Annotated in this window: 17 protein-coding genes and 2 pseudogenes; 10 read left to right on the forward strand and 9 right to left on the reverse strand. The window is 70.3% G+C overall.

From position 1 onward, the window contains the following. The first annotated feature begins 27 nt into the window (after window positions 1-27). Window positions 28-450 carry a universal stress protein gene (locus tag ABZV38_RS01245; RefSeq protein WP_356323244.1) on the forward strand — a complete coding sequence of 141 codons (423 nt, stop codon included), beginning with the start codon at window positions 28-30 and terminating at the stop codon, window positions 448-450. A 145-nt stretch (window positions 451-595) separates the two neighbouring features. Here ABZV38_RS01245 and ABZV38_RS01250 read toward each other — a convergent pair whose 3' ends face one another. Beyond that, window positions 596-997, reverse strand: coding sequence for a hypothetical protein (locus ABZV38_RS01250; protein WP_356323246.1), 402 nt, complete (start codon window positions 995-997; stop codon window positions 596-598). 120 nt (window positions 998-1,117) lie between these two features. Between ABZV38_RS01250 and ABZV38_RS01255 the strand changes: the two genes are divergently transcribed. The 3 genes from ABZV38_RS01255 (at window position 1,118) to ABZV38_RS01265 (ending at window position 3,433) form a co-directional block, all read left to right on the forward strand. Then, window positions 1,118-2,005, forward strand: a complete 888-nt coding sequence (locus ABZV38_RS01255) for a hypothetical protein (protein ID WP_356323248.1) — start codon at window positions 1,118-1,120, stop codon at window positions 2,003-2,005. Window positions 2,006-2,175: 170 nt separating this feature from the next. Beyond that, window positions 2,176-3,120, forward strand: a complete 945-nt coding sequence (locus tag ABZV38_RS01260) for an NADP-dependent oxidoreductase (protein ID WP_356323250.1) — start codon at window positions 2,176-2,178, stop codon at window positions 3,118-3,120. Window positions 3,121-3,187: 67 nt separating this feature from the next. Beyond that, window positions 3,188-3,433: a DUF2630 family protein gene (locus ABZV38_RS01265; protein ID WP_356323252.1), complete on the forward strand. Its 246-nt coding sequence runs from the start codon at window positions 3,188-3,190 to the stop codon at window positions 3,431-3,433. 57 nt (window positions 3,434-3,490) lie between these two features. Here the strand turns inward: ABZV38_RS01265 and ABZV38_RS01270 are convergent, their stop codons facing one another. After that, a complete protein-coding gene (locus ABZV38_RS01270; protein WP_356323254.1) occupies window positions 3,491-3,901 on the reverse strand; it encodes an RNA-binding S4 domain-containing protein in 411 nt (136 codons plus the stop codon). Between the two features lie 248 nt (window positions 3,902-4,149). On the opposite strand from ABZV38_RS01270, the gene ABZV38_RS01275 reads away from it, so the two are divergent. From ABZV38_RS01275 to ABZV38_RS01285, 3 genes are all read left to right on the forward strand, one after another. After that, a complete protein-coding gene (locus ABZV38_RS01275) occupies window positions 4,150-5,637 on the forward strand; it encodes an APC family permease (RefSeq protein ID WP_356323468.1) in 1,488 nt (495 codons plus the stop codon). Further along, on the forward strand, window positions 5,637-6,605 hold the full coding sequence (locus ABZV38_RS01280; RefSeq protein WP_356323256.1) for a hypothetical protein: 969 nt from the start codon (window positions 5,637-5,639) through the stop codon (window positions 6,603-6,605). The genes ABZV38_RS01275 and ABZV38_RS01280 overlap by 1 nt, the downstream gene beginning before the upstream one ends. Window positions 6,606-6,965: 360 nt before the next feature. Next, entirely contained in the window at window positions 6,966-8,687 is a 1,722-nt protein-coding gene (locus ABZV38_RS01285; protein WP_356323258.1) for a VWA domain-containing protein, read from the forward strand. Here the strand turns inward: ABZV38_RS01285 and ABZV38_RS01290 are convergent. Further along, a pseudogene (locus ABZV38_RS01290) lies at window positions 8,618-8,820 on the reverse strand (two-component sensor histidine kinase); the annotation flags it as partial. The gene ABZV38_RS01285 and the pseudogene ABZV38_RS01290 sit on opposite strands and share 70 nt — an antisense overlap. A gap of 46 nt (window positions 8,821-8,866) precedes the next feature. Between ABZV38_RS01290 and metG the strand changes: the two are divergent. Continuing rightward, complete coding sequence (gene metG / locus ABZV38_RS01295; RefSeq protein ID WP_356323260.1) at window positions 8,867-10,471, forward strand: methionine--tRNA ligase; 1,605 nt, start codon at window positions 8,867-8,869, stop codon at window positions 10,469-10,471. Window positions 10,472-10,625: 154 nt separating this feature from the next. Here metG and ABZV38_RS01300 read toward each other — a convergent pair whose 3' ends face one another. From ABZV38_RS01300 to aspS, 3 genes are all read right to left on the reverse strand, one after another. Then, entirely contained in the window at window positions 10,626-11,438 is an 813-nt protein-coding gene (locus ABZV38_RS01300) for a hypothetical protein (protein WP_356323262.1), read from the reverse strand. 253 nt (window positions 11,439-11,691) lie between these two features. Next, window positions 11,692-12,633, reverse strand: a complete 942-nt coding sequence (locus ABZV38_RS01305) for an intradiol ring-cleavage dioxygenase (protein ID WP_356323264.1) — start codon at window positions 12,631-12,633, stop codon at window positions 11,692-11,694. A 142-nt stretch (window positions 12,634-12,775) separates the two neighbouring features. Further along, window positions 12,776-14,593, reverse strand: a complete 1,818-nt coding sequence (gene aspS, locus ABZV38_RS01310; protein WP_356323266.1) for an aspartate--tRNA ligase — start codon at window positions 14,591-14,593, stop codon at window positions 12,776-12,778. Window positions 14,594-14,766: 173 nt separating this feature from the next. On the opposite strand from aspS, the pseudogene ABZV38_RS01315 reads away from it, so the two are divergent. Beyond that, window positions 14,767-16,547: pseudogene (locus tag ABZV38_RS01315) on the forward strand (GAF domain-containing SpoIIE family protein phosphatase). Window positions 16,548-16,589: 42 nt separating this feature from the next. Here ABZV38_RS01315 and ABZV38_RS01320 read toward each other — a convergent pair. The 3 genes from ABZV38_RS01320 to ABZV38_RS01330 form a co-directional block, all read right to left on the reverse strand. Then, complete coding sequence (locus tag ABZV38_RS01320; RefSeq protein ID WP_356323267.1) at window positions 16,590-17,726, reverse strand: AI-2E family transporter; 1,137 nt, start codon at window positions 17,724-17,726, stop codon at window positions 16,590-16,592. A gap of 87 nt (window positions 17,727-17,813) precedes the next feature. After that, window positions 17,814-18,776 (reverse strand): pirin family protein, encoded by a 963-nt coding sequence (locus tag ABZV38_RS01325; protein ID WP_356323269.1) that lies wholly within the window; start codon window positions 18,774-18,776, stop codon window positions 17,814-17,816. 182 nt (window positions 18,777-18,958) lie between these two features. Further along, window positions 18,959-19,399 (reverse strand): SseB family protein, encoded by a 441-nt coding sequence (locus ABZV38_RS01330; RefSeq protein WP_030930244.1) that lies wholly within the window; start codon window positions 19,397-19,399, stop codon window positions 18,959-18,961. A 173-nt stretch (window positions 19,400-19,572) separates the two neighbouring features. Between ABZV38_RS01330 and ABZV38_RS01335 the strand changes: the two genes are divergently transcribed. Then, window positions 19,573-21,399 carry an acyl-CoA dehydrogenase gene (locus tag ABZV38_RS01335; RefSeq protein WP_356323271.1) on the forward strand — a complete coding sequence of 609 codons (1,827 nt, stop codon included), beginning with the start codon at window positions 19,573-19,575 and terminating at the stop codon, window positions 21,397-21,399. The last annotated feature ends 150 nt before the right edge of the window (window positions 21,400-21,549 follow it).

Genomic DNA, 21,549 nt, shown 5'->3' on the forward strand with positions numbered 1-21,549 from the left:
ATGCGCTGAACCGAGCTGGAGGCAGAGATGGGCAGGATCGTGGTGGGCGTGGACGGCTCCGAGTCGTCGATCAAGGCGCTGCACTGGGCCGTACGCCAGGCCGAGCTGACCGGTGACTCGGTGGAGGCCGTCAACAGTTGGGAGTACCCCTCGACCAGCTGGGCGTCCATGATGCCGGGCATGCCGGAGGACTTCGATCCGCAGGCCGTGGCGATCGTGTCGCTCACCGAGGCGCTTGAGGAGGCCCTCGGCGCGGAGGGTGCGGCCGCGGTCAACAAGATCGTGGTGATCGGCAACCCGGCGGAGGCCCTGCTCGACCGCGCGAAGGGCGCGAACCTGCTGGTCGTCGGGGCGCGCGGGTACAGCGGGTTCAAGGCGACCCTGCTCGGCTCGGTCAGCCTCCATGTCACCCAGCACGCGCCGTGCCCGGTGACGGTCGTCCGCGACTGACAGACCTGAGCGATCCGGTGAGACGGACGGCCCCGCGCGCATGTGCGCGCGGGGCCGTCCGTCTACAGCGCCACCACGTCCACGACGACGCAGGCCACGTTGTCCGGGCCACCCGCGTGTGCCAGGAAGGAGGAGGGCTGGGGGCTCAGTCCTGTGTCACGTAGAAGGCATAGAACGCGCACACCAGCATTGCGGCGCCGGTGACCAGGCCCAGGACGCTGGCCGCGAGCACGCTCTTGTCGGACAGGCTGTAGAGGAAGCCGACCGAACCGCCGAACAGCGTGCCGTACGCGACGGCCTTCGCCTCCACCGGCAGTCGCTTCTGTGCCCGGCCGAGGGCATAGCAGAGCGCCGCCAGCACGGCGCCGGAGATCAGACCGAGGGCGAGCTGCGTGCCGGTGAGCACACCGCCGCCGCGCACGATGGACGTCGCCCACCAGCCCAGGATCACGCCCAGTGTGACGGGCATGGCCCAGCTGAGTGTGCTGGGGCGCTTGGTGCGCGCCGGTGCGGCGCCGCGCGCCGGCATCGAAGCGTGTGTGGCCATGGCCGAGAACTCCTTCCGTGGCCCCCTGTTCACTCAAGGGCACACCCGGTTGCACCGCCCGGCAACTCGAATGGCTCACCGCCCCGGGCGCGGAGTTGCCGTACGGGATTCCCTTGAGGGGTGCGGACATATATCTCATCGGCTCTGTCGGCGGTAGTGCTGGTGCTGCTCGCCGTCCTCGTCCCGCTGAGCGCGCTGTCCGCCTGGGTCGATCTGGAGATCGACAACACGGACCGGTACGTCACAGCGGTGGAGCCGCTCGCCTCCGACCCCGGCGTGCAGTCCGTCGTGTCCGGTCTGATCACCGACGAAGCGACGAAGCAGATCGACGCCGGGCTGCTCCAGGACACCTCGCGGGACTTTCTGCACGAGGCGGTGGAGTCCTTCACCACCACGGATGCCTTCCGTGCCGCCTGGGTCGCCGCCAACCGCACCGCCCACGAGACCGTCACCGCCGCGCTGAACGGTGGGAGCGGCGAGGCCGTGGGCATAGATCTGGCGCCGGTGATGGCGCAGGTCAAACAGAACCTGCTGGACAGCGGGGTGCCGTTCGCCGACGGGATCCCGGTCCGGCACACCGAGATCACCCTGCTCTCCGCCGACCGCGCCGACCAGCTGCGCCGGACGTTCCGTCTGCTGCGGGCCGGCAGCATCTGGCCCGCCGTCGGCACGGCGGCGTTCGCCGTCGCCGCCGTGCTCATGGCGGCGGTGCGCGGCGGACCCGGCCGACGGGGCGCCGCCCTTGCCGCGCTGGCCGCCACAGCAGTCGTCGGGCTGGGCTTCGCGATCGGTGCGGTGGTGCTGCGCGGGGCGATCGCGATCGCCCGTATCCGGGTGCTGGCCGGGGTGCCGGGCAGCGACCGCGACGGGGCGGCGGCGGTGTACGACGCGCTGACGAGTTCGCTCCGTTCGACGGTGTGGATCGTTCTCGCCGTCGGGCTGGCGGTGGCACTGTGCGCGGTGCTCGCGCGGATGTGGGCGGGGCGGCGCATGTCCGTACGGGCCTGATCCGGGAGAGGCTCCGTCCTTCCGCGCCGGTCACCGCGGAAGGCTCCCTCCCTTCGAACGGCTTCGAGCACGCCGGCCGACGGCCGGGTTCGACGTGCGGCGACGCACGGGCCGGGGAAGAGTGGAGCCCGAGACTGCGTCACTGTCGGGGCGACTGAGAGGTCATCCGTATGCGAGCCGTAGCCGTCAGCGCGTTCCGGGCCGATCCGACCCTGGTCGAGGTGCCCAAGCCGAATCCCGAAGCAGGCGACGTACGGGTGCGGATCGAATACGCCGCGCTCAACCCGTCCGACTGGCAGACGGCGGACGGCGCCCTGGAAGGACTGGCTCCGCATGTCTTCCCCCTGGTCATCGGCGTGGACTACGCAGGCCGGGTGGACATGATCGGCACCGGCGACAACCGTTTCCGGGTCGGCGACCCGGTCTTCGGACGGGTGACCGGATCGCCGGTCGGCGTGGGCACGTACTGCGACTTCGTGTCCGTCCCGCAGGACTCCACGATCGCCATCGTCCCGGACGGTCTCCCCCTGCGGACCGCCGCCGCGCTGCCGTCCGCCGGAATGACCGCCGCCCAGATTCTGGAGACGGCGGCGCTCCGCGGCCACGAGAGCCTGCTGGTCCTCGGGGCGGCGGGCGGCGTAGGCAGCTATCTGACCCAGCTCGCGTCCGCCCGGGACCTGCGCGTCCTCGCGGCGGTGCGTGGCGACGAGCGGTGGCGGATGGGGGCGCTCGGCGCCGCCGTCACCATCGACACGACGGCTCGTCCACTCGAAGCGGCGGTACGGGAGGTGGCTCCGGGCGGCGTCGACGCGCTCGTCGACCTGGTCTCCACCACACCGGAGGCGTTCGCGGCCATGGCGGCGCTGGTGCGGGACGGCGGTGTCGCCGTCACCACCCGGGGTGTCGCCGGCCGGGCCGCTGTTCCAGAGGGCGTCAGGTCCATCGACTTCCGGCTCGAACCGACACCCGTTCTGCTCGACGTCCTGGCGGCGGGCGCTGCGGAGGGCGTGCTGAAGGTGCCCATCGACATCGAACTCCCGCTGGAGAAAGCCCCGCAGACCCTCGACCGGAACCGCAGGGGAGGCGCCCGCGGCAAGACCCTGTTCGCGCTCTGACCCGCGCCCCGGAGAACCGCTCGCAGAAGGCGCCCGAGTACATCCGAACCAGGCCGAAGGAGGCGTCATGGACGACCGGGAGATCATCGACAACATCGGCGGTCTGGTTTCCGAGGAGCGGGAACTGCGTGACCGCTCCACCCAGGAGATGGGACTCTCCGCGGACGAGAAGTCACGCCTGCGTACGGTGGAGATCCAACTCGAACAGTACTGGGATCTGTTGCGGCAGCGCCGCGCGCTCAGCGAGTTCGGCGAGGATCCGTCCGGGGCGAAGGTGCGCCCGCCCGGCGAGGTGGAGGGTTACCAGAACTGAACGTCCGGCACCGGAGGCGGAGCGCACCGGCAGATGCCGAGGCGGACAGCAAACGGCTCAGGCCGGGTGGTCCCCGGGGCCACGGCCCTGCAGGCGCTCCATCTCGCGGCGGTCGCGCTTGGTCGGGCGGCCCGTGCCCCGGTCGCGGACCGGCACCTGGATCACCGCTTCGCGCGGCGGCGGGGGCGGGCTGTTGTCGACGAAACACTCCGCCGCCACCGGAGGGCCGACCCGCTTCCTCACGATGCGCGACACCACGACGATCCGGTCCCGGCCGGCGTGCCGGAGCCGTACCTCGTCCCCCACATGCAGGGTCTGCGCGGGCTTGGCCCGGTCGCCGTTGACCCTGACGTGTCCGGCACGGCAGGCGGCAGCTGCCTGCGAGCGGGTCTTGGTCAGCCGTACCGACCAGATCCAACTGTCGACGCGGACGCTTCCCTCCGCCTGCGGTGCCTCACCCGAAACCATGTCTCCGACTGTAGACGCCGCAGGCGCCGTATGGACGTCGCGTAACGCTCGTCGCTCCCAAGTCCACGCAGCTGTAACCGCGGGACTACGATGCGGACGGTCTTCACGAACGGACTGACCACCACCGTTCGGATTTCCGAAGATCTGTTTCTGACATGCCGCCATATGTCGTGCCGCTGAAGGATGTACGGGACTCCGGCCGGGGCACGGCACACTTCCGGAAGCAGTTGAGAACAGCGATGCGCAGCATGCCCGACCGGCCCGGCCGTGGGCTCCAGCCCAATGTCCTCGGCACGTTCCACACGATCGTGATGGCCGTGGCGGGCAGCGCCCCCGCCTACTCGCTGGCCGCCACCAGTGCCGTGCTCGTCGGCACGGTCGGTCTCGGCGGGCCCGCCGCCCTGCTGTACTGCGCGATACCGATGCTCGGCATCGCCCTCGCCTACCGGCAGCTCGGCCGGATCGACGTCAACGCGGGCGCCGGCTACTCCTGGGTGGGCAGGACCCTGCACCCGTTCCTCGGCTTCCTCAGCGGCTGGGCACTGGTCGTCGCGGCGACCCTGTTCATGGTCGCCGGATCGCTGCCCGCCGGGACGATGACGCTGACCGTCATCGACTCCCGGTTCGCCGACGACACGACGCTCGCCACCCTCATCGGAGCCGGCTGGTTCCTGGTGATGCTGCTCGTCGTGCTCGGCGGAGCCCGGCTCAGCGCTCGCGCCCAGCTGCTGATCTCCGGGGTCGAGCTGGTGATCCTGCTGGTCTTCGCGGTCGTCGCGCTCGTCCGCGGGACCGGTCCGGGTGAAGGCACGGGCACCGGATCCGGGGTCGCACACGCCTTCGACTGGTCCTGGCTCGGCTTCGGGCACTTCGACGGCGTCTCCGGCTTCGCCTCCGGTGCGCTGATCGCCGCCTTCTACTACTGGGGCTGGGACGTCACCGGCAACCTCAGCGAGGAGACCCGCAACAGCCGCCGCACCACGGGCCTGGCCGGGATCGTGGGCGTGCTCACCGTCTTCGCGCTCGTCGAGGTGTTCACCATCGCGGTGAACGTAATCCTCTCCGCCGACGACATCGAGCGGCACAGCGCCAACGTACTGACCGTGCTCGGCGAGCGGGTCTGGCCCGGCGTCGGCGGAAAACTGCTGGTGGTGGCTGTGATGCTGTCGACCGTCGCCACGCTGCAGACCACACTCATCCAGGTCACACGCTCACTGTTCGCGATGGGCCGCGACCGTACGATGCCCGCCGCGTTCGGCCGGGTGCACCGCAGCTGGAACACCCCCTGGGTGGCGGTCGCCGCCGTCGGAGGCGTCGCCCTCGCCCTCATCCTCGCCTCGCTCGCCCTCGGCCCGGTCCACCACATCCTGGGCGTGGCCGTCGAGGCCATCGGGCTGCAGATCGCCGTGTACTACGGCCTCGCGGGCCTGGCCGCGGTCGTCGCGTACCGCAAACTTCTGTGCCGCTCGGTCGCGGACCTCGTCCTCGGCGGACTCTGGCCGCTGACCGGCTCGCTCTTCATGTTCTGGATCTTCTTCGAGGCGCTCGGCAGTTTCAGCCGAACGGCGCTCGCGCTCGGCCTCGGCAGTCTCGCCGTGGGAGCTGTCCCGATGCTCTGGTACTGGCGGCGCGGCAGCTCGTACTACCGGCCGGCGAAGCTCGACGCCTCGCAAACGGTACGGGCCGAGGAACCGTCCGGCTACGCCCACTCCACCACGATCGTCACCGACTACTGATGGCTGCACACCGCCGTACACCCTCACCCGTGCGCTTCGACCCGGACCTCGGCGACCGGCCGCTCACCGCGGCCCGCCAGGACATCGTCATCGGCCGCTGGCAGGGCGTACGCGATCTGCTGCACGCCACCGGCAACCGGTGGGCCCTGCGCACCCACCGGATCCGGATCCTGGCCCACGCCGTCGCGGGCAGCACCACCGTGGAGACGTGGCTGGCCGCCGAGCCGAAGAGCGCCGACGCGCAGGTGCTGAACGCCGCAGCCGAAGTGGTCCGGCTGTTCGCCCGGGCCGTCGCGGCGGGACGTGGCACCGGCCTCGACCAGGACCGGGTGGACCGGGTCGTCGACTGCTGTCTGCGGGCCGCCGACATCTGCCCGCCCGACCCGATGCCCTGGGCGTCGCTGCTGACGGCGGCCCGGCTGTACGAGGACGGGGCCAGGCGACGCGTCACGCAGTGGTGGGACGAACTGCTCCGCCGCGATCCGCACCACATGGAGGGGCACACCCAGCTGCTGCGGTACTACTCGGCGCGCTGGCACGGCACCCACGGCACCATGTACGACTTCGCGCGAGACGCGGCGGGCGCGGCGCCGCCCGGTTCGCCGCTGCCGGTGCTGGTGCAGATCGCCAGGGTCGAGGAGTACCGGTACGTCTCCGACGCCACACACGGACGGCCCGTCGTCGCACCGCTCACCGGGCAGCAGCACTGGGACCACGAACTGGCCGTCACGGAGGTGCGCCGCACCTGGGAACGGTGGCTCGGGATGCGTGAGGCGGGGCCGGTTGAGGCGGAGGAGGTCGGCGAGCTGAACTACCTGGCGCACGCCGCGTGTTACGCGGGGCGGCCGGCGGAGGCCGCGGACGCGTTCCGGTTGCTGGACGGCCGGGCGGTGCGGGTGCCGTGGTCGTACACCGGGGATGCGGCGGCCCAGTTCACGCGGTGGCGCCGCCAGGTCGCCACCGCGTGAACTGCTGTGCGCGGGTGGAATCCGGACATCGATGCGGCGGCCGCTCCTGCCTCGGACGGCGACGAGCACGCGGCGGTCCTGGGCCGGGCGCACCGCAGGTCCAGGCGCCGCTCGGCACGGTCAGGAACGGCCTGAGTTCACCGTGTCCCGTGTGACGGTAGGTGCACAGCCACGCGGTACGCAGTACTCCGAAAGAATGCGAAGTGAAGTCCGGGCCACCGCCGTCCGATTGACACGGAGGCGGGCCGCGCCACCGAACGGCCGGATCCGGCCGCTAACCTTACGTATCCGCCCTGGCCAGGGATCAATTCCCGCAGTACGGACATTCATCGCACTCAACTCATGCGAAAGGCCTCGCCCATGGGCATTCGGAGCTTGCTGCGCAAGGTGTTCGGCCGCGACCGTACGGAGCAGGACGCGCCGACGACGGCCACGGTCCCGCCCCAGACGGAGCGCACCCGGCCCACGGAGTCGGAGCAGGTCGCGGTGGACAAGCCGGTGGCCGAATCCGCTCCGGCGGTCGAACCCGCGTCGGCCGCGAAGGTCTCGGTACCCGCCCCCGCCTCGCGCCGGACCCTCTCGGACGACAGCGGCCTGGCGGCGGACCTGGTGGCGGAGGCCTTCGACAAGGCATCCGCTCCCAGCCCGAAGCCCACCCCCACGGTCCCGCCCCAGGGCTCGTCCTCGAAGCGAGTCGCGGCCGAGGCCGCGGCGAAGACGGAACCGGCTGCGGCCGTAGCCGAGGTGGAGGCAGCACCGGTCGCCGCCGAAGCCGAGGTGGAGGCAGCACCGGTCGCCGCCGTAGCCGAGGTGGAGGCAGCACCGGCTGCCGCCGTAGCCGAGGTGGAGGCAGCACCGGCTGCCGCCGAAGCCGAGGTGGAGGCAGCACCGGTCGCCGCCGAAGCCGAGGTGGAGGCAGCACCGGCTGCCGCCGAAGCCGAGGTGGAGGCAGCACCGGCTGCCGCCGAAGCCGAGGTGGAGGCAGCACCGGTCGCCGCCGAAGCCGAGGTGGAGGCAGCACCGGTCGCCGCCGAAGCCGAGGTGGAGGCAGCACCGGTCGCCGCCGAAGCCGAGGCAGAACCGGTCACCCCCGTGGCCGAGCCGGAGGCCGAGGCCGCACCGGCCGCCGAGCCCGAGGCCGAGCCCAAGGCCGAGGTCGCCGAGGTCCTGGAGCCGGCCGCCGCCGAGGCGGAGGTCACCGCCGAGTCCGAGCCGGTCCTCGTCGTGGCCGCCACCGAGCCCGAGCCGGTCGCTGTTGCGGCCGACGCCGCGCCGGTCGCCGACACCCTGCTGCCCGAGCCGGATGCCGAGCCCGCACCGGCAGAGATCACCGAGGCACCCGCCCCGGAAGCCGCCGCCGAGGCATCCGCACCGGCAGAGGTCACCGAGGCACCCGCCCTCACCCTCGCCCGGGTCGAGTCCGGCGCACCCGCGCTCGTCGACGCGTACAAGGCGGCCCAGGCAGGGCTGGAGGCGCACGGGCTGACCGGGCTGCGGGCCACCGTGTACCTGGTGCTCGACCGCTCCGGCTCGATGCGGCCGTTCTACAAGGACGGCAGCGCCCAGCACCTGGGCGACCGCACGCTCGCCCTCGCCGCGCACCTCGACGAGAACGCCACCGTGCCCGTCGTCTTCTTCTCGACCGACATCGACGGCACCGGCACCGTCGGCCTCACCGACCACGAGGGCCGGATCGACGAGCTGCACGCGGGCCTCGGCCGCCTGGGCCGTACGAGCTACCACCGCGCCGTCGAGGAGGTCGTCGCTCACTACGAGAAGTCGGAGGCCACCGGCCCCGCCCTGGTGATCTTCCAGACGGACGGCCCGCCGGACGCCAAGCAGCCCGCCAAGCAGGCACTCGCCGAGGCGGCACGGCTGCCGCTGTTCTTCCAGTTCGTCGCGTTCGGCGACGAGGACGCGAAGGGCTTCGACTTCCTGCGCAAGCTGGACGCCCCGAACGCCGCGTTCTTCCACGCCGGCCCCGCCCCGAGCGAGGTGCCCGACGCCACGCTCTACCGGGAGATCCTCGCCGCGCTCCCTGCCTGGCTCGCAGCCCGCGAGACCGCCGCCGACAACGGCTGACCAGGCAGGTCGACCGGCCGACGTACGGTCACGGCGAGGCCGCCCTCGGGGCCGGCACCGCCGTGACCGTACCGCCGCGCACCACCGCCATAGAACATACGATCGAAAGACCCGGCCCCGGCCCCGGCCCCACGTTTATCGGTGTGAGTGGATCACCCACGGCCGTTAGGATTTCGACCATGGCGGCCACTGGATCCGAGAAGCAGGGGGCGACGGCGTACTACGTCTCGACCCCCATTTACTACGTCAACGACGCTCCTCACCTGGGCCACGCCTACACGACCGTCGCAGGCGACGTGCTCACCCGCTGGCACCGCCAGCGCGGCGAGAAGGTGTGGTACCTCACCGGCACGGACGAGCACGGTCAGAAGATCATGCGCACTGCCGAGGCGAACAACGTCACCCCGCAGGAATGGTGCGACAAGCTCGTCGAGGAGGCGTGGAAGCCCCTCTGGGAGCACCTGAACATCGCGAACGACGACTTCATCCGGACGACGGAGAAGCGGCACACGGACCGTGTGCAGGAGTTCGTGCAGGACCTGTACGACAAGGGCGAGATCTACAAGGGCGGGTACGAAGGCCCGTACTGCGTGGGCTGCGAGGAGTACAAGCTCCCCGGCGATCTCATCGAGGCCGAGGACGGCACAAAGCTCTGTGCGGTCCACAAGAAGCCGGTGGAGATCCTCAAGGAGGAGAACTACTTCTTCAAGCTGAGCGAGTACGGCCCGAAGCTGCTGGAGTTCTACGCGAACAACCCCGGCTTCGTCCAGCCCGAGTCGGCCCGCAACGAGGTCGTGAACTTCGTCCGGCAGGGCCTGCAGGACCTGTCGATCTCGCGCTCGACCTTCGACTGGGGCGTCCCGGTGCCGTGGGACGAGAAGCACGTCATCTACGTGTGGGTCGACGCACTGCTCAACTACGCGACGGCGGTCGGCTACGGCGCCAACCAGGAGAAGTTCGACGCGACGTTTCCGGCCGATGTGCACCTGATCGGCAAGGACATCCTCCGCTTCCACTCGGTCATCTGGCCCGCGATGCTGATGGCGCAGGGTCTGCCGCTGCCCGGCAAGGTCGTGGCCAACGGCTGGCTGATGGTCGGCGGCGAGAAGATGTCGAAGTCGAACCTGACCGGTATCAAGCCGCAGGACCTGACCTCGCACTTCGGCGTGGACGCGTACCGCTGGTACTTCCTGCGCGCCATCGCGTACGGCAACGACGGCTCGTTCTCCTGGGAGGACTTCGCCGCCCGCTACACCTCCGAGCTCGCCAACGACTACGGCAACCTCGCCTCACGCGTCGCCGCCATGGTCGGCAAGTACTTCGGCGGGGCGCTCCCGGAGGCCGCGGCCGCCGGCGAGGCCGAGAAGGCGGTCCAGGAGGGCCTCGCGAAGGCCGTCGCCACGGCCGACCGGAAGATCGGCGAGGAGCTGGACTTCCAGACCGGCATCCTGGCGATCTTCGAGTTCGTGAAGCAGGTCAACGGCTACATCACTGAGCAGGAGCCCTGGAAGGTCGCCAAGGACGAGTCGCCCGAGGGCCGGGCCCGTCTCGCGACGATCCTGTACACGGCCGCCGAGGCGCTGCGTGGTGTCGCGGTCCTGCTGAACGCAGTGATGCCGGAGACCTCGCAGAAGCTGTGGGAGTCGCTGGGCGCCGAGGAATCCCTGGGCGCGCTGCCCGACCAGCGCGTGCAGGACGCGGGCAACTGGGGACAGCTGCCGGCGGGCGCGACGGTGACGAAGGGTGCGGTGCTGTTCCCGCGCCTGGAGGAGAAGCCCGCGTAGGGCCACGGCTCGGTACGCGGAGGCCCGCGCAGGGCTCGGTACGCAGATGAGGGGCCCGGACCGGTGACGGTCCGGGCCCCTCTCGTATGCGTGCGTACGGGCACCTCTCTCGTATGCGTGCGTACGGGCACCTCTCTCTATACGTGACATCCGGTCAGCGGGCCAGTGCCGCCTCGTCGCCCATCACGATCACCGGAACCTTTGCCGGGTCGAGGATGCGCAGCAGCTCCTCCATCCGGTCCTCGGGAAGCGAGATACAGCCCTGGGTCGGCCCGCCGTGGTCGACATGGAGCCAGATGCCGCCGCCCCGCTCCTCGCCGAGCGGACGGGTCGGGTCCAGCGGGGAGGCGCCGGGGACGCGGTTGTAATCGATGGCGATGACGTAGTCGAACGCCCCCTCCAGGGGCTCCCCTTCGAACCCTTCGCCGCTCACCGCGAAATCCGGACTCTGCACGTAAGGCAACTGGGTGTCCGGCGCCTCGAGCAGACCGCCCGCAGCCGTCAGCCCGTACACGCCGACCGGGGACCGGAGGTCATCCATCCAGTGCTCGTCGGTCCAGCCGTACAGGGCGTTGTGGGCGGGCCACGGGCCGGTGGCCGGCTGCCAGCCCACGGTGGGGTCGTCGCGGGTGTAGAGGACGGCCGTGGCCTCGCTGGAGTCGGGGGAGATTCCGGTGACGACAAGCGCCTGCCGGGACTCGGCCGGGATCGCGGCCCTCACCTTCTGCCCCAGCAACCGGATCTGGCGGGGGCCGGTCGGGGCGGCCGGCCCGCGTGCGGCAGCGACCCCGGGGCCCGCTGCACCGGCGGTGGCGACGGGCGCATGGGAGCCGGCGCGTGTGGCGGTGGGGCCGGCCGCCGTGCCGCCCGCACCGCACCCGGTCAGGAGCAGGAAGAGTGCGGCGCAGACGGCGTACGGGGGACGTCTGGACGCGCAGGGACGAGGCACGGGTTCGGGAACGGACACGGGGGCTCCTAGCAGTCGGCGTCGAGGGCGGCGGGGCAGAGGCCCCCGCGCCAAAGTCCCCGAGCCAGTCTTTGCCGAGCCGGCCGACGATTAATCAGACAAAGCGGCCATACAGACGCATCCGATCCGGTGCGATCTGTCATTTCCGGCGTGTCCTGCAGCGAGATTGTGGCTGCCCAGGCAAGGACAGGGCCCGGAACCGCGCCCTGTCGTGGCGATTCCGGGCCCATCCCCTCCCCGGGGGAACGGAGCGTCAGAGGTCCGTGCCGTCGTGCGTCTCGTCCGGGTCCACGCCCATCGTGATCGACCCGACGACGCCACGCGCCATGTGGTTCTTGCGGTACGAGAGCTTCATCAACCCGCCCGTGACACCGCTCTGGTCGTAGATGGTGTCCTCGGTGAGGGTCGTACGCGTGGTGGTGCTGGTCGAGTACGGCGCGATCTTCGCCGAGTCGAGCACCGCGGACTCCGCGAAGAAGAACTGACCGGTGTGGCAGGTGCGTCCGCCCTCGTACCCGGCTTCGGTCATCTTCCCGCCGACGTGCACCTTGGTGTGGATGTGCACGCAGCGGCCCTGGTACCAGCCCGGGAAGATCGTCCTGAACTCCACATAGCCGTGCTTGTCGGTGAGCTGGGTGCCGCGCAGATAGCGCTTGTCGTCGGTGGGCTCCGAGTGCCCACCACCGCCGCCACCGGGCCCGCCGGACGGGGGCGTACCCGTCGGGGCGTCGGTGGGGGTGCCGGTCGGGGCATCCGTCGGGGCACCGCTCGGCGGAGTGCCGCCACCGCCGGGGCCGCCCGAGCTCATCGACTCGTAACCGGAGTAGATGCCCAGCGCATCGCAGTGCCAGATGTCGACGGCCGCCTGGCTCACGGGCTTGCAGGTGTCCGAGTCGATCACCTTGAGGCGGAGGGTCATCGGGATGCCCTCCTTGTCCTCGGTGATGTCCTTCCGGATCTTGTCGGCGTCGATGTAGTACGGGCCCTCGGTGGTCTCCGAGGTCAGCCGGTAGCACTCCTCGCCCTGCCCGGCGGCGGACTTCTTCCCACTGCCGCTGCTCGTGACCTCGTCGGCCGAGGCACCGGCAACCACGCCCGCCCCGATCCCGACGGCCACGATCGCCGCACCACCGGCGAACACCATCCGGCGACGCGTCATGTCTTTCTTGTGTGCGGGTCCTTGAGTCTCTGTCATGCGAAGTGAGGCTAGGCAGGGGAGCTGGCAGGGGCGTGTGTGTCAGCTGTGCGTTGCTGTGGAGGGCGGCCACGACGCGGAACAGCCCCTGGCCGACGGCCAGGGGCTGTTTCACGTGGAACAGAAGCGGAACCGCTGACGCTTACTTCGCGCCGGTGTCCCTCGCTACCGAGTCCTTGGCCTCGGCCTTCTCCTTCGCCGTCGCGGCGGGCTTGCGGAGCTGGATGTTCAGCTCGCGCAGCCGCGCCTCGTCCAGCACGGTCGGGGCGCCCATCATCAGGTCCTGGGCGTTGCCGTTGAGCGGGAAGGCGATCGTCTCGCGGATGTTCGGCTCGTCGGCCAGCAGCATCACGATGCGGTCGACGCCGGGGGCGATGCCACCGTGCGGCGGGGCGCCGAGACGGAATGCGCGGAGCATGCCCGCGAACTCGTGCTCGACGGTCTCGCGGTCGTAACCGGCGATCTCGAATGCCTTGAGCATCAGCTCGGGCTCGTGGTTACGGATGGCGCCGGAGGACAGCTCGATGCCGTTGCAGACGATGTCGTACTGCCAGGCAAGGATGTCCAGCGGGTCCTTCGTCTCCAGGTCCTCCAGGCCGCCCTGAGGCATGGAGAACGGGTTGTGCGAGAAGTCGATCTTGCCCGTCTCCTCGTCCTTCTCGTACATCGGGAAGTCGACGACCCAGCAGAACCGGAAGACGCCTTCCTCGAAGTGGCCGGCGCGCTTGGCGGCCTCGACCCGGACGGCCGACATGATCTTGGAGACCTCGTCGAACTCGCCGGCGCCGAAGAAGACGGCGTGGCCCGGGACGAGCGACAGACGCTCGGTGAGGGTCTTGATGTCCGTCTCGGTGAGGAACTTGGCGATCGGACCGGCGAGGGTGCCGTCCTCGCCGACGCGGACCCAGGCGAGGCCCTTGGCGCCGTGCTCGACGGCGTACTCACCGAGGCCGTCGAAGAACTTACGGGACTGGCCCGCGGTGTCCGGCACCGGAAGGGCGCGGACGTGCTTGCCGGCGAACGCCTTGAACTCCGAGCCGGCGAAGACGTCGGAGATGTCGACGAGCTCCAGCTTGGCGCGCAGGTCGGGCTTGTCGTTGCCGTACTTCAGCATCGACTCGCGGAACGGGATCCGCGGGAACGGCGACGTGACGTGGCGGCCGTTGCCGAACTCCTCGAAGAGCTCGGTCATCAGCTTCTCGATCGGCTGGAAGACGTCCTCCTGCTCGACGAACGACATCTCGACGTCGAGCTGGTAGAACTCGCCGGGCGAGCGGTCGGCGCGGGCGTCCTCGTCACGGAAGCACGGCGCGATCTGGAAGTAGCGGTCGAACCCCGAGATCATCAGCAGCTGCTTGAACTGCTGCGGGGCCTGCGGCAGCGCGTAGAACTTGCCGGGGTTCAGCCGGGACGGGACAACGAAGTCACGGGCGCCCTCGGGGGAGGTCGCGGTGAGGATCGGGGTCGCCATCTCGTTGAAGCCGAGGGCCACCATCTTCGAGCGGATCGAGGCGATGACGGCGGAGCGCAGCATGATGTTGCGGTGCATGCGCTCGCGGCGCAGGTCGAGGAAGCGGTACTCCAGGCGCCGCTCCTCGTTGACCCCGTCCTCGGCGTTGATCGTGAAGGGCAGCGGGGCGGCCTCGCCCAGTACCTCGACCTCGGTGACCTCGATCTCGATCTCGCCGGTCGGGAGCTCCGGGTTCACGTTGTCGGCGCCACGTGCGGAGACCTTGCCGTCGATCCGGACGACGGTCTCCTTGGTGAGCTTCGACAGGGCTTCGTTGCCGGGAGTGCCGGGGCGGGCGACGAGCTGCACGAGACCGTAGTGGTCGCGCAGATCGATGAAGAGGATGCCGCCCAGGTCTCGACGATTGTGCAGCCAGCCGCTCAGCCGGACGTCGGTGCCGACGTCAGAGGCGCGGAGCTCGCCGCAGGTGTGGGACCTGTACCGATGCATCGTCGTTCATCCAGTCTTCGCGGTTGGGGTGGATTCAGCCTCCCCAGGCTACCGCCCGCGCCACCACCACTTCATTGACATAACCACTTCAAGATCATCCAACGGGTCCAGGACCGCCCGCCGACGGCCGTCCTAGGTGGCGTGGGCCGAGCACATCTTCTTAAAGTGGGGCAATGCGCACCGAGGAAGTCCTGGCCGCGACGGCGACCGGCCTGTGGCGCTGGGACCACGGAGCCGGTTCGGTCACACTCGATGCGGAGGCGGCCCGGCTGCTCGAGCTCCCCGCCGAGGCCGGTGTCTTTCGCGAAGCCGCGGTGCGCGCGCGATTCCACCCGGTCGACTGGAACGAGATCTACGGGGTGGTGAACCTCGCACTCGCCGAGGACACCCTGGCCGAGGCCCGGCTGCGGATCGTGGACAGGCGCGGCCGGGTGCTGCGTACCGTACGCAGCCGTTCCAAACCGCTTCCGGACGCGGTGGCCGACAGCGAGAGCTACACGCTGGTCGGCACCCTGCAGGAGGTCGCCGAGCCGCAGCCGGGCACCACCGGGGCGCACAGCCCCATCACCGGGGACTGGCGCCGGTCGCGCGAGGCGTTCCTGCTGGACGCGGGGCGGGCGCTCGCCGAGGCCCGTTCCACGGCGGAGGTGCTGCGGGTCGCCGCCTCGCTCTCCATGCCCGGGTTCTCACCGGACGGGCTCGCCGTCTTCGGCGTCGCGGGCGAACGGCTGACGATCATCGGCCACCACGGGCACAACACGGGCGACGAGGACCCCTTCAACGACATGCCGCTGGAGACCGACTACCCGGCCGCCCAGGTCGTACGGACCGGGCGGGCGATCTACCTCCCGTCGCCCGAGGAGTACCACCGCCGCTTCCCGGCCACCTGGCCGCTGGCCAGCCGCTTCGGGCGCCGTTCCTGGGCCTTCCTTCCGCTGATCGTGTCGGGCCGCACGATGGGCGCCTGGATGGCCGGGTTCCGGCACCCGGTGTCGTTCTCGCCGGACGAGCGTTCCGTGCTGACGACGGTGGCCCGGATGCTCGCCCAGGCCCTGGCGCGGGCCGGGGAGGCCGAGACCGAGCGGGAGCTGTCCCAGGGGCTCCAGCGGTCCATGATGCCGACCCTGGGCCCCGAGATCCCCGGCATGACGGTCGCCGCCCGGTACGTGCCGACCGGTGGCGGGCTCCAGGTGGGCGGCGACTGGTACGACATGATCCCGCTCCCCAACGGCCGTATCGCCCTCGTCATCGGTGACGTCCAGGGCCATGACGTGCGGGCGGCCGGGCTGATGGGCCAGCTGCGGATCGCCCTGCGCGCGTACGCCTCCGAAGGGCACAGCCCGGACGCGGTGCTCTCCCGCGCCTCCCGGTTCCTCTCCGGGCTCACCGACGCGTACGACGACGGGGAGGAGACCGGTCCGCGGTTCGCGACATGTCTGTACGCGGAGGCCGACCCGGAGACCGGGACGCTGGACATCGCGCGGGCCGGCCACCCCGACCCGGTGGTGATCAGCGGCGACGGGACGGCGGTCATCCGCCAGACCGGCGGCGGGCTGCCGCTCGGCGTAGAGACGGACACCGACTACCCGACGACCCGGGTCGTCCTGCAGACCGGCGACACGATCATGCTGTGCACGGACGGGCTGATCGAGACCGGCGGCCACGACATGGCCACCGGCTGGGACCGGCTCCGGCCGGTCCTGGAGCAGCCCACCAATGACCTGGAGAAGCTCGCCGACGAGCTGGTGCAGGCCGTGCACGGGCCGACGTCGCACTACACGACCGGCCCGCTGGCCGACCGCCGCGAGGACGACATCGCGGTGCTCGTACTGCGTCGCGAGGCCGGCACCCTGCCGCGGACCGCGCCGCGATGACCATCGCGCAGGCCGATGCGTGGGGGGTGGATCCGCGGGGGGCGGGGAAGTCGATCTGGCTCGAGCTGTACGAGACGTAGGGACGGGGGGGCGCCCGGGTGCGCCCGGTGGCCGCTTTGTCCTCAACCGCCGGACGGGCTCGATGTGCCGGGCGGGGGCGGTGTGTCCGGCGGCGTCGGTGGGTCGGGTGGGGTGGAGGGGGGCGGTGGGTTCGCGTCGGGGCCGTAGCTCTTGCGGAGCTCGCCGAGGACACCGAAGGCCGCCGCGCACGCCGGTACCGCCAGCAGCATGCCCAGCAGGCCCGCCACGCTCGCCCCCGCGGTCAACGCGATCATGATCATGGCCGGGTGCATCTGGACCGTACGGCTCTGGATCACCGGCTGCAGCACGTGCCCCTCCAGCACCTGGACCGCGAGCACCACGCCGAGCGCCCAGAGCGCAATCACGAGGCCCCGGTCCGCGAGCGCGACCAGGACGGCGACGGCGCCCGAGAGGAACGCGCCGAGGTACGGGATGTACGCACCGACGAAAACCAGCGCCCCGAGTCCCACCGCGCCCGGCACCTGCAGGATCAGCAGGCCGACCGTGATGCAGAGGGCATCGATCAGCGCGATGAACGTGGTGCCGCGCATGAAGCCCTCGACGGCCTCGAAGGCCCGCCGCCCCATCGCCTCGACCAGCTCACCGGTGCCGCGCGGGGCGATGGCGTGGGCGAGGTCCACGGCCCGGTCGGAGTCGCGGAGGAAGAAGAAGGTCAGCAGCAGGGCGAGGACGCCGGTCGCGATCAGTGAGCCGACCAGGCTGATCCCGGTGAGCAGTCCGCCCGCGGCGCTGGCGCCGAACTTCTCGACGAGCTTCTGCGCATTGGCGGCGAGGTCGTCCACATTGATGTCGCGCGCGAACCCGAAGTGGTCGATGACCCACTGACCGGCGTCCTTCAGCGACTGGACGATCTGGCCGCCGGTGTCGATGAGCGCGGTGACGACGATGTACCCGGCGCCGCCGCCCACCGCGACGAGCAGCGCGCAGGTGAGCCCGGCGGCCACCGACCGGTTCACCCGGTGGTCGGCCAGCCACCGGTGGACGGGGCCGAGCAGCGCGGTGCCGAGCAGGGCGAGCAGGACGGGTGTGACCGCGGTCTTGAGGGCGATGCACAGCCAGATCGCCACCGCGGCGACACCGGTGACCAGCAGAAGTACGGCGCACCAGGCGGCTGTCCGCCGCGCGGCGTCGGGCAGGAGGGGCTTCCGGGTATGCACCCTCCCACCCGATCACGGTGCGGCAGTCATGTCCCGCCTGAACGGCCGTACGGGTGACGGACCGTCAGCGCGGCCCTTGCCGCAGGATCACTCACCCATGCCGTGGACCGCGGGCACGGTGCCGAGACGGCCGGCCTGGAAGTCCTCGAACGCCTTCTTGAGTTCGGCCTGGCTGTTCATGACGAACGGCCCGTAGTGCGCCATCGGCTCCCGGATCGGACGGCCGCCGAGCAGCACGACCTCCAGGTCCGGAGTGTTGCCGTCCTGCTTCTCGTCCGCGCGGACGGTCAGCGACGACCCGGCGCCGAAGACCGCGGTCTGCCCCATGTGGACCGGGCGGCGCTCCTCGCCGACCGTGCCACGGCCGGCCAGCACGTACGCGAGTCCGTTGAAGTCCTCGCGCCACGGCAGGGTCACCTCGGCCCCGGGGCGCACGGTGGCGTGGACCATCGTGATCGGGGTGTGGGTGACGCCCGGGCCCTCGTGACCGTCGAGCTCACCGGCGATGACGCGGAGCAGCGCGCCGCCGTCCGGGGAGGCGAGGAGCTGGACCTGGCCGCCGCGGATGTCCTGGTAGCGGGGGGCCATCATCTTGTCGGCCTTGGGCAGGTTCACCCAGAGCTGGAGGCCGTGGAAGAGGCCGCCCGACATGACGAGGGACTCCGGCGGGGCCTCGATGTGGAGGAGGCCGGATCCGGCCGTCATCCACTGGGTGTCACCGTCGCGGATGGTGCCGCCGCCACCATTGCTGTCCTGGTGGATGAAGATGCCGTCGATGATGTACGTGACGGTCTCGAAGCCGCGGTGGGGGTGCCAGGGAGTGCCCTTGGGCTCGCCCGGCGCGTACTCCACCTCGCCCATCTGGTCCATCATGATGAACGGGTCGAGGTGCTTGTAGTTGATCCCGGCGAACGCGCGGCGAACCGGGAAGCCTTCGCCCTCGAATCCGCTCGGAGCCGTGGTGACGGCGAGCACGGGACGGGCCGTGGCGTCGCCCGAGACGGCGACCTTGGGCAGGGTCAGTGGGTTTTCGACGGTCACTGCAGGCATGGGAGCCACCTCCGGGATTGTCCTGGATTCAATTTAGTTGAACGATGAACATCTGGCAAGGGGGGCCGCATTCCCGCACAGCGGAAGGGGCCCGGACCTGAGCGGTACGGGCCCCTTCCGAGGAGTTCGGCGATCAGCCGCCTGCGACGCAACGGCGCCTGGCCGCCTGCGAAGCAACGGCGTCAGCCGTACATGCGGCGCATCGCGAAGTCGACCATCTGCTCCACGGCCTTGGCGTCGAAGACCATGCGGTGCTCGCCCTCCATGTCGAGGACGAAGCCGTAGCCGGTCGGCAGCAGGTCGATCACCTCGGCGCCGGTGATCACGAAGTACTTGGACTCCTTGCCCGCGTACAGCCGCAGCTCCTTGAGCGTGGTGAACATGGGGATCACCGGCTGCTGGGTGTTGTGCAGGGCGAGGAAGCCGGGGTTGTCGCCGCGCGGACAGTAGACCTTCGAGGTCGCGAAGATCTGCTGGAAGTCCTCGGCGGACAGGGATCCGGTGGTGAAGGCCCGTACCGCGTCACCGAGGGAGGGCGGCGAAGGCTCGGGATACAGCGGCTGCTCGCCGTAGCCGCCACCCATCTGCTGCTGTGCGCCCTGGTTCTGGTCGTAGCCGTACATGCCCCAAAGAGTAATCGGACACATCAACCCCTCGAGGGGTTGCGTCTTATTACTGACGGGTAGCATCATCGGTGAGGTCAGCTGATATGCCTACCGCCAGCCCGTCGCCCGCCCGGCCCTCACCCCTTGACCGGGGCGCTGCGCGTCACTGCTATTGATTACGGAGCCTTCCCATGGGGCACTACAAGTCGAATCTCCGCGACATCGAGTTCAACCTCTTCGAGGTCCTCGGGCGCGACAAGCTGTACGGCACCGGCCCGTTCGCCGAGATGGACGTCGAGACGGCGAAGAGCATCCTCGACGAGGTCGCCCGCCTCGCGGAGAACGAGCTGGCCGACTCCTTCGCCGACGCCGACCGCAACCCGCCGGTCTTCGACCCGGAGACCAACACCGCACCGGTCCCGGAGACGTTCAAGAAGTCGTACCAGGCGTTCATGGACTCCGAGTACTGGCGCCTGGGCCTGCCCGAGGAGATCGGCGGCACGACCTCCCCGCGCTCCCTGATCTGGTCCTACGCGGAGCTGGTGCTCGGCTCGAACCCGGCCGTCTGGATGTACTCCTCGGGCCCGGCGTTCGCCGGCATCCTCTTCGACGAGGGCAACGAGGCGCAGAAGAAGATCGCCGAGATCGCCGTCGAGAAGCAGTGGGGCTCGACGATGGTGCTGACCGAGCCGGACGCCGGTTCGGACGTCGGCGCAGGCCGCACGAAGGCCGTCGAGCAGGAGGACGGCTCCTGGCACATCGAGGGCGTGAAGCGCTTCATCACCTCGGGCGAGCACGACATGTCCGAGAACATCATTCACTACGTGCTGGCCCGCCCCGAGGGCGCAGGTCCGGGCACGAAGGGTCTGTCGCTCTTCATGGTCCCGAAGTTCCACTTCGACTGGACCACCGGTGAGCTGGGCGAGCGCAACGGCGTGTACGCGACGAACGTCGAGCACAAGATGGGCCTCAAGGCGTCCAACACGTGCGAGATGACCTTCGGCGACCAGCACCCCGCCAAGGGCTGGCTGATCGGTGACAAGCACGACGGCATCCGCCAGATGTTCCGCATCATCGAGTTCGCCCGCATGATGGTCGGCACGAAGGCCATCGCCACCCTCTCGACGGGGTACCTGAGCGCGCTGGAGTACGCCAAGGAGCGGGTCCAGGGCACCGACCTGGCGAACTTCATGGACAAGGCCGCGCCCAAGGTCACCATCACGCACCACCCCGACGTGCGCCGCTCGCTGATGACGCAGAAGGCGTACGCGGAGGGCATGCGCTCCCTCGTGCTGTACACCGCCTCCGTCCAGGACGCGATCCAGGAGAAGGAGGCCGCGGGCGAGGACGCGAAGGCGCTGCACGGCCTCAACGACCTGCTGCTCCCGATCGTGAAGGGCTACGGCTCCGAGAAGTCGTACGAGCAGCTGGCGCAGTCGCTCCAGACGTTCGGTGGCTCCGGGTACCTCCAGGAGTACCCGATCGAGCAGTACATCCGGGACGCCAAGATCGACACCCTCTACGAGGGCACCACGGCGATCCAGGGCCAGGACTTCTTCTTCCGGAAGATCGTCCGTGACCAGGGTGCCTCGCTGAACGCGCTGTCCGAGGAGATCAAGAAGTTCCTCGCCGGCGCCCAGGGCAACGAGGAGCTGTCCGGTGCGCTGGACTCGCTCGCCAAGGCGGCCGTGGACCTGGAGGCGATCGTCGGCACGATGATCACCGACCTCACCGCGACCGGCGAGGACGTCAAGAACATCTACAAGGTCGGCCTGAACACCACCCGCCTGCTGCTGGCCTCCGGCGATGTCGTCGTCGGCTACCTGCTGCTGAAGGGCGCGGCCGTGGCGGCCGAGAAGCTGCCGACCGCCTCCGCGAAGGACGTCGCCTTCTATCAGGGCAAGATCGCCGCAGCGAAGTTCTTCGCCGCGAACGTCCTGCCGGGCGTCTCGGCCGAGCGCGCGCTCGCCGAGGCGGTCGACGGTTCGCTGATGGAGCTGGACGAGGCCGCGTTCTAGCTTTCGGCCCGCAGCGTCGGTCGACGAGGCGCCGCCACCCGAATACTTTCGGGCGGCGGCGCCGTCGTATCAGCTGGGTACGCCGAGTGCACGGCCGAGAATCCCGCCCATGGGCTGTAGCCCCCGGCCCACAGAGCGGGGTGGCGGTAC

Origin of the sequence: Streptomyces sp. NPDC005181, assembly GCF_040608395.1 — a bacterium.
Classification (GTDB): domain Bacteria; phylum Actinomycetota; class Actinomycetes; order Streptomycetales; family Streptomycetaceae; genus Streptomyces.

Coding starts and splice junctions, on each gene's coding strand:
- ABZV38_RS01245 (WP_356323244.1), top strand. CDS start 28: ATGGGCAGGATCGTGGTGGGCGTGGACGGCTCCGAGTCGTCGATCAAG.
- ABZV38_RS01250 (WP_356323246.1), bottom strand. CDS start 997: ATGGCCACACACGCTTCGATGCCGGCGCGCGGCGCCGCACCGGCGCGC.
- ABZV38_RS01260 (WP_356323250.1), top strand. CDS start 2,176: ATGCGAGCCGTAGCCGTCAGCGCGTTCCGGGCCGATCCGACCCTGGTC.
- ABZV38_RS01265 (WP_356323252.1), top strand. CDS start 3,188: ATGGACGACCGGGAGATCATCGACAACATCGGCGGTCTGGTTTCCGAG.
- ABZV38_RS01270 (WP_356323254.1), bottom strand. CDS start 3,901: ATGGTTTCGGGTGAGGCACCGCAGGCGGAGGGAAGCGTCCGCGTCGAC.
- ABZV38_RS01275 (WP_356323468.1), top strand. CDS start 4,150: ATGCCCGACCGGCCCGGCCGTGGGCTCCAGCCCAATGTCCTCGGCACG.
- ABZV38_RS01280 (WP_356323256.1), top strand. CDS start 5,637: ATGGCTGCACACCGCCGTACACCCTCACCCGTGCGCTTCGACCCGGAC.
- ABZV38_RS01285 (WP_356323258.1), top strand. CDS start 6,966: ATGGGCATTCGGAGCTTGCTGCGCAAGGTGTTCGGCCGCGACCGTACG.
- metG (WP_356323260.1), top strand. CDS start 8,867: ATGGCGGCCACTGGATCCGAGAAGCAGGGGGCGACGGCGTACTACGTC.
- ABZV38_RS01305 (WP_356323264.1), bottom strand. CDS start 12,633: ATGACAGAGACTCAAGGACCCGCACACAAGAAAGACATGACGCGTCGC.
- aspS (WP_356323266.1), bottom strand. CDS start 14,593: ATGCATCGGTACAGGTCCCACACCTGCGGCGAGCTCCGCGCCTCTGAC.
- ABZV38_RS01325 (WP_356323269.1), bottom strand. CDS start 18,776: ATGCCTGCAGTGACCGTCGAAAACCCACTGACCCTGCCCAAGGTCGCC.
- ABZV38_RS01330 (WP_030930244.1), bottom strand. CDS start 19,399: ATGTACGGCTACGACCAGAACCAGGGCGCACAGCAGCAGATGGGTGGC.
- ABZV38_RS01335 (WP_356323271.1), top strand. CDS start 19,573: ATGGGGCACTACAAGTCGAATCTCCGCGACATCGAGTTCAACCTCTTC.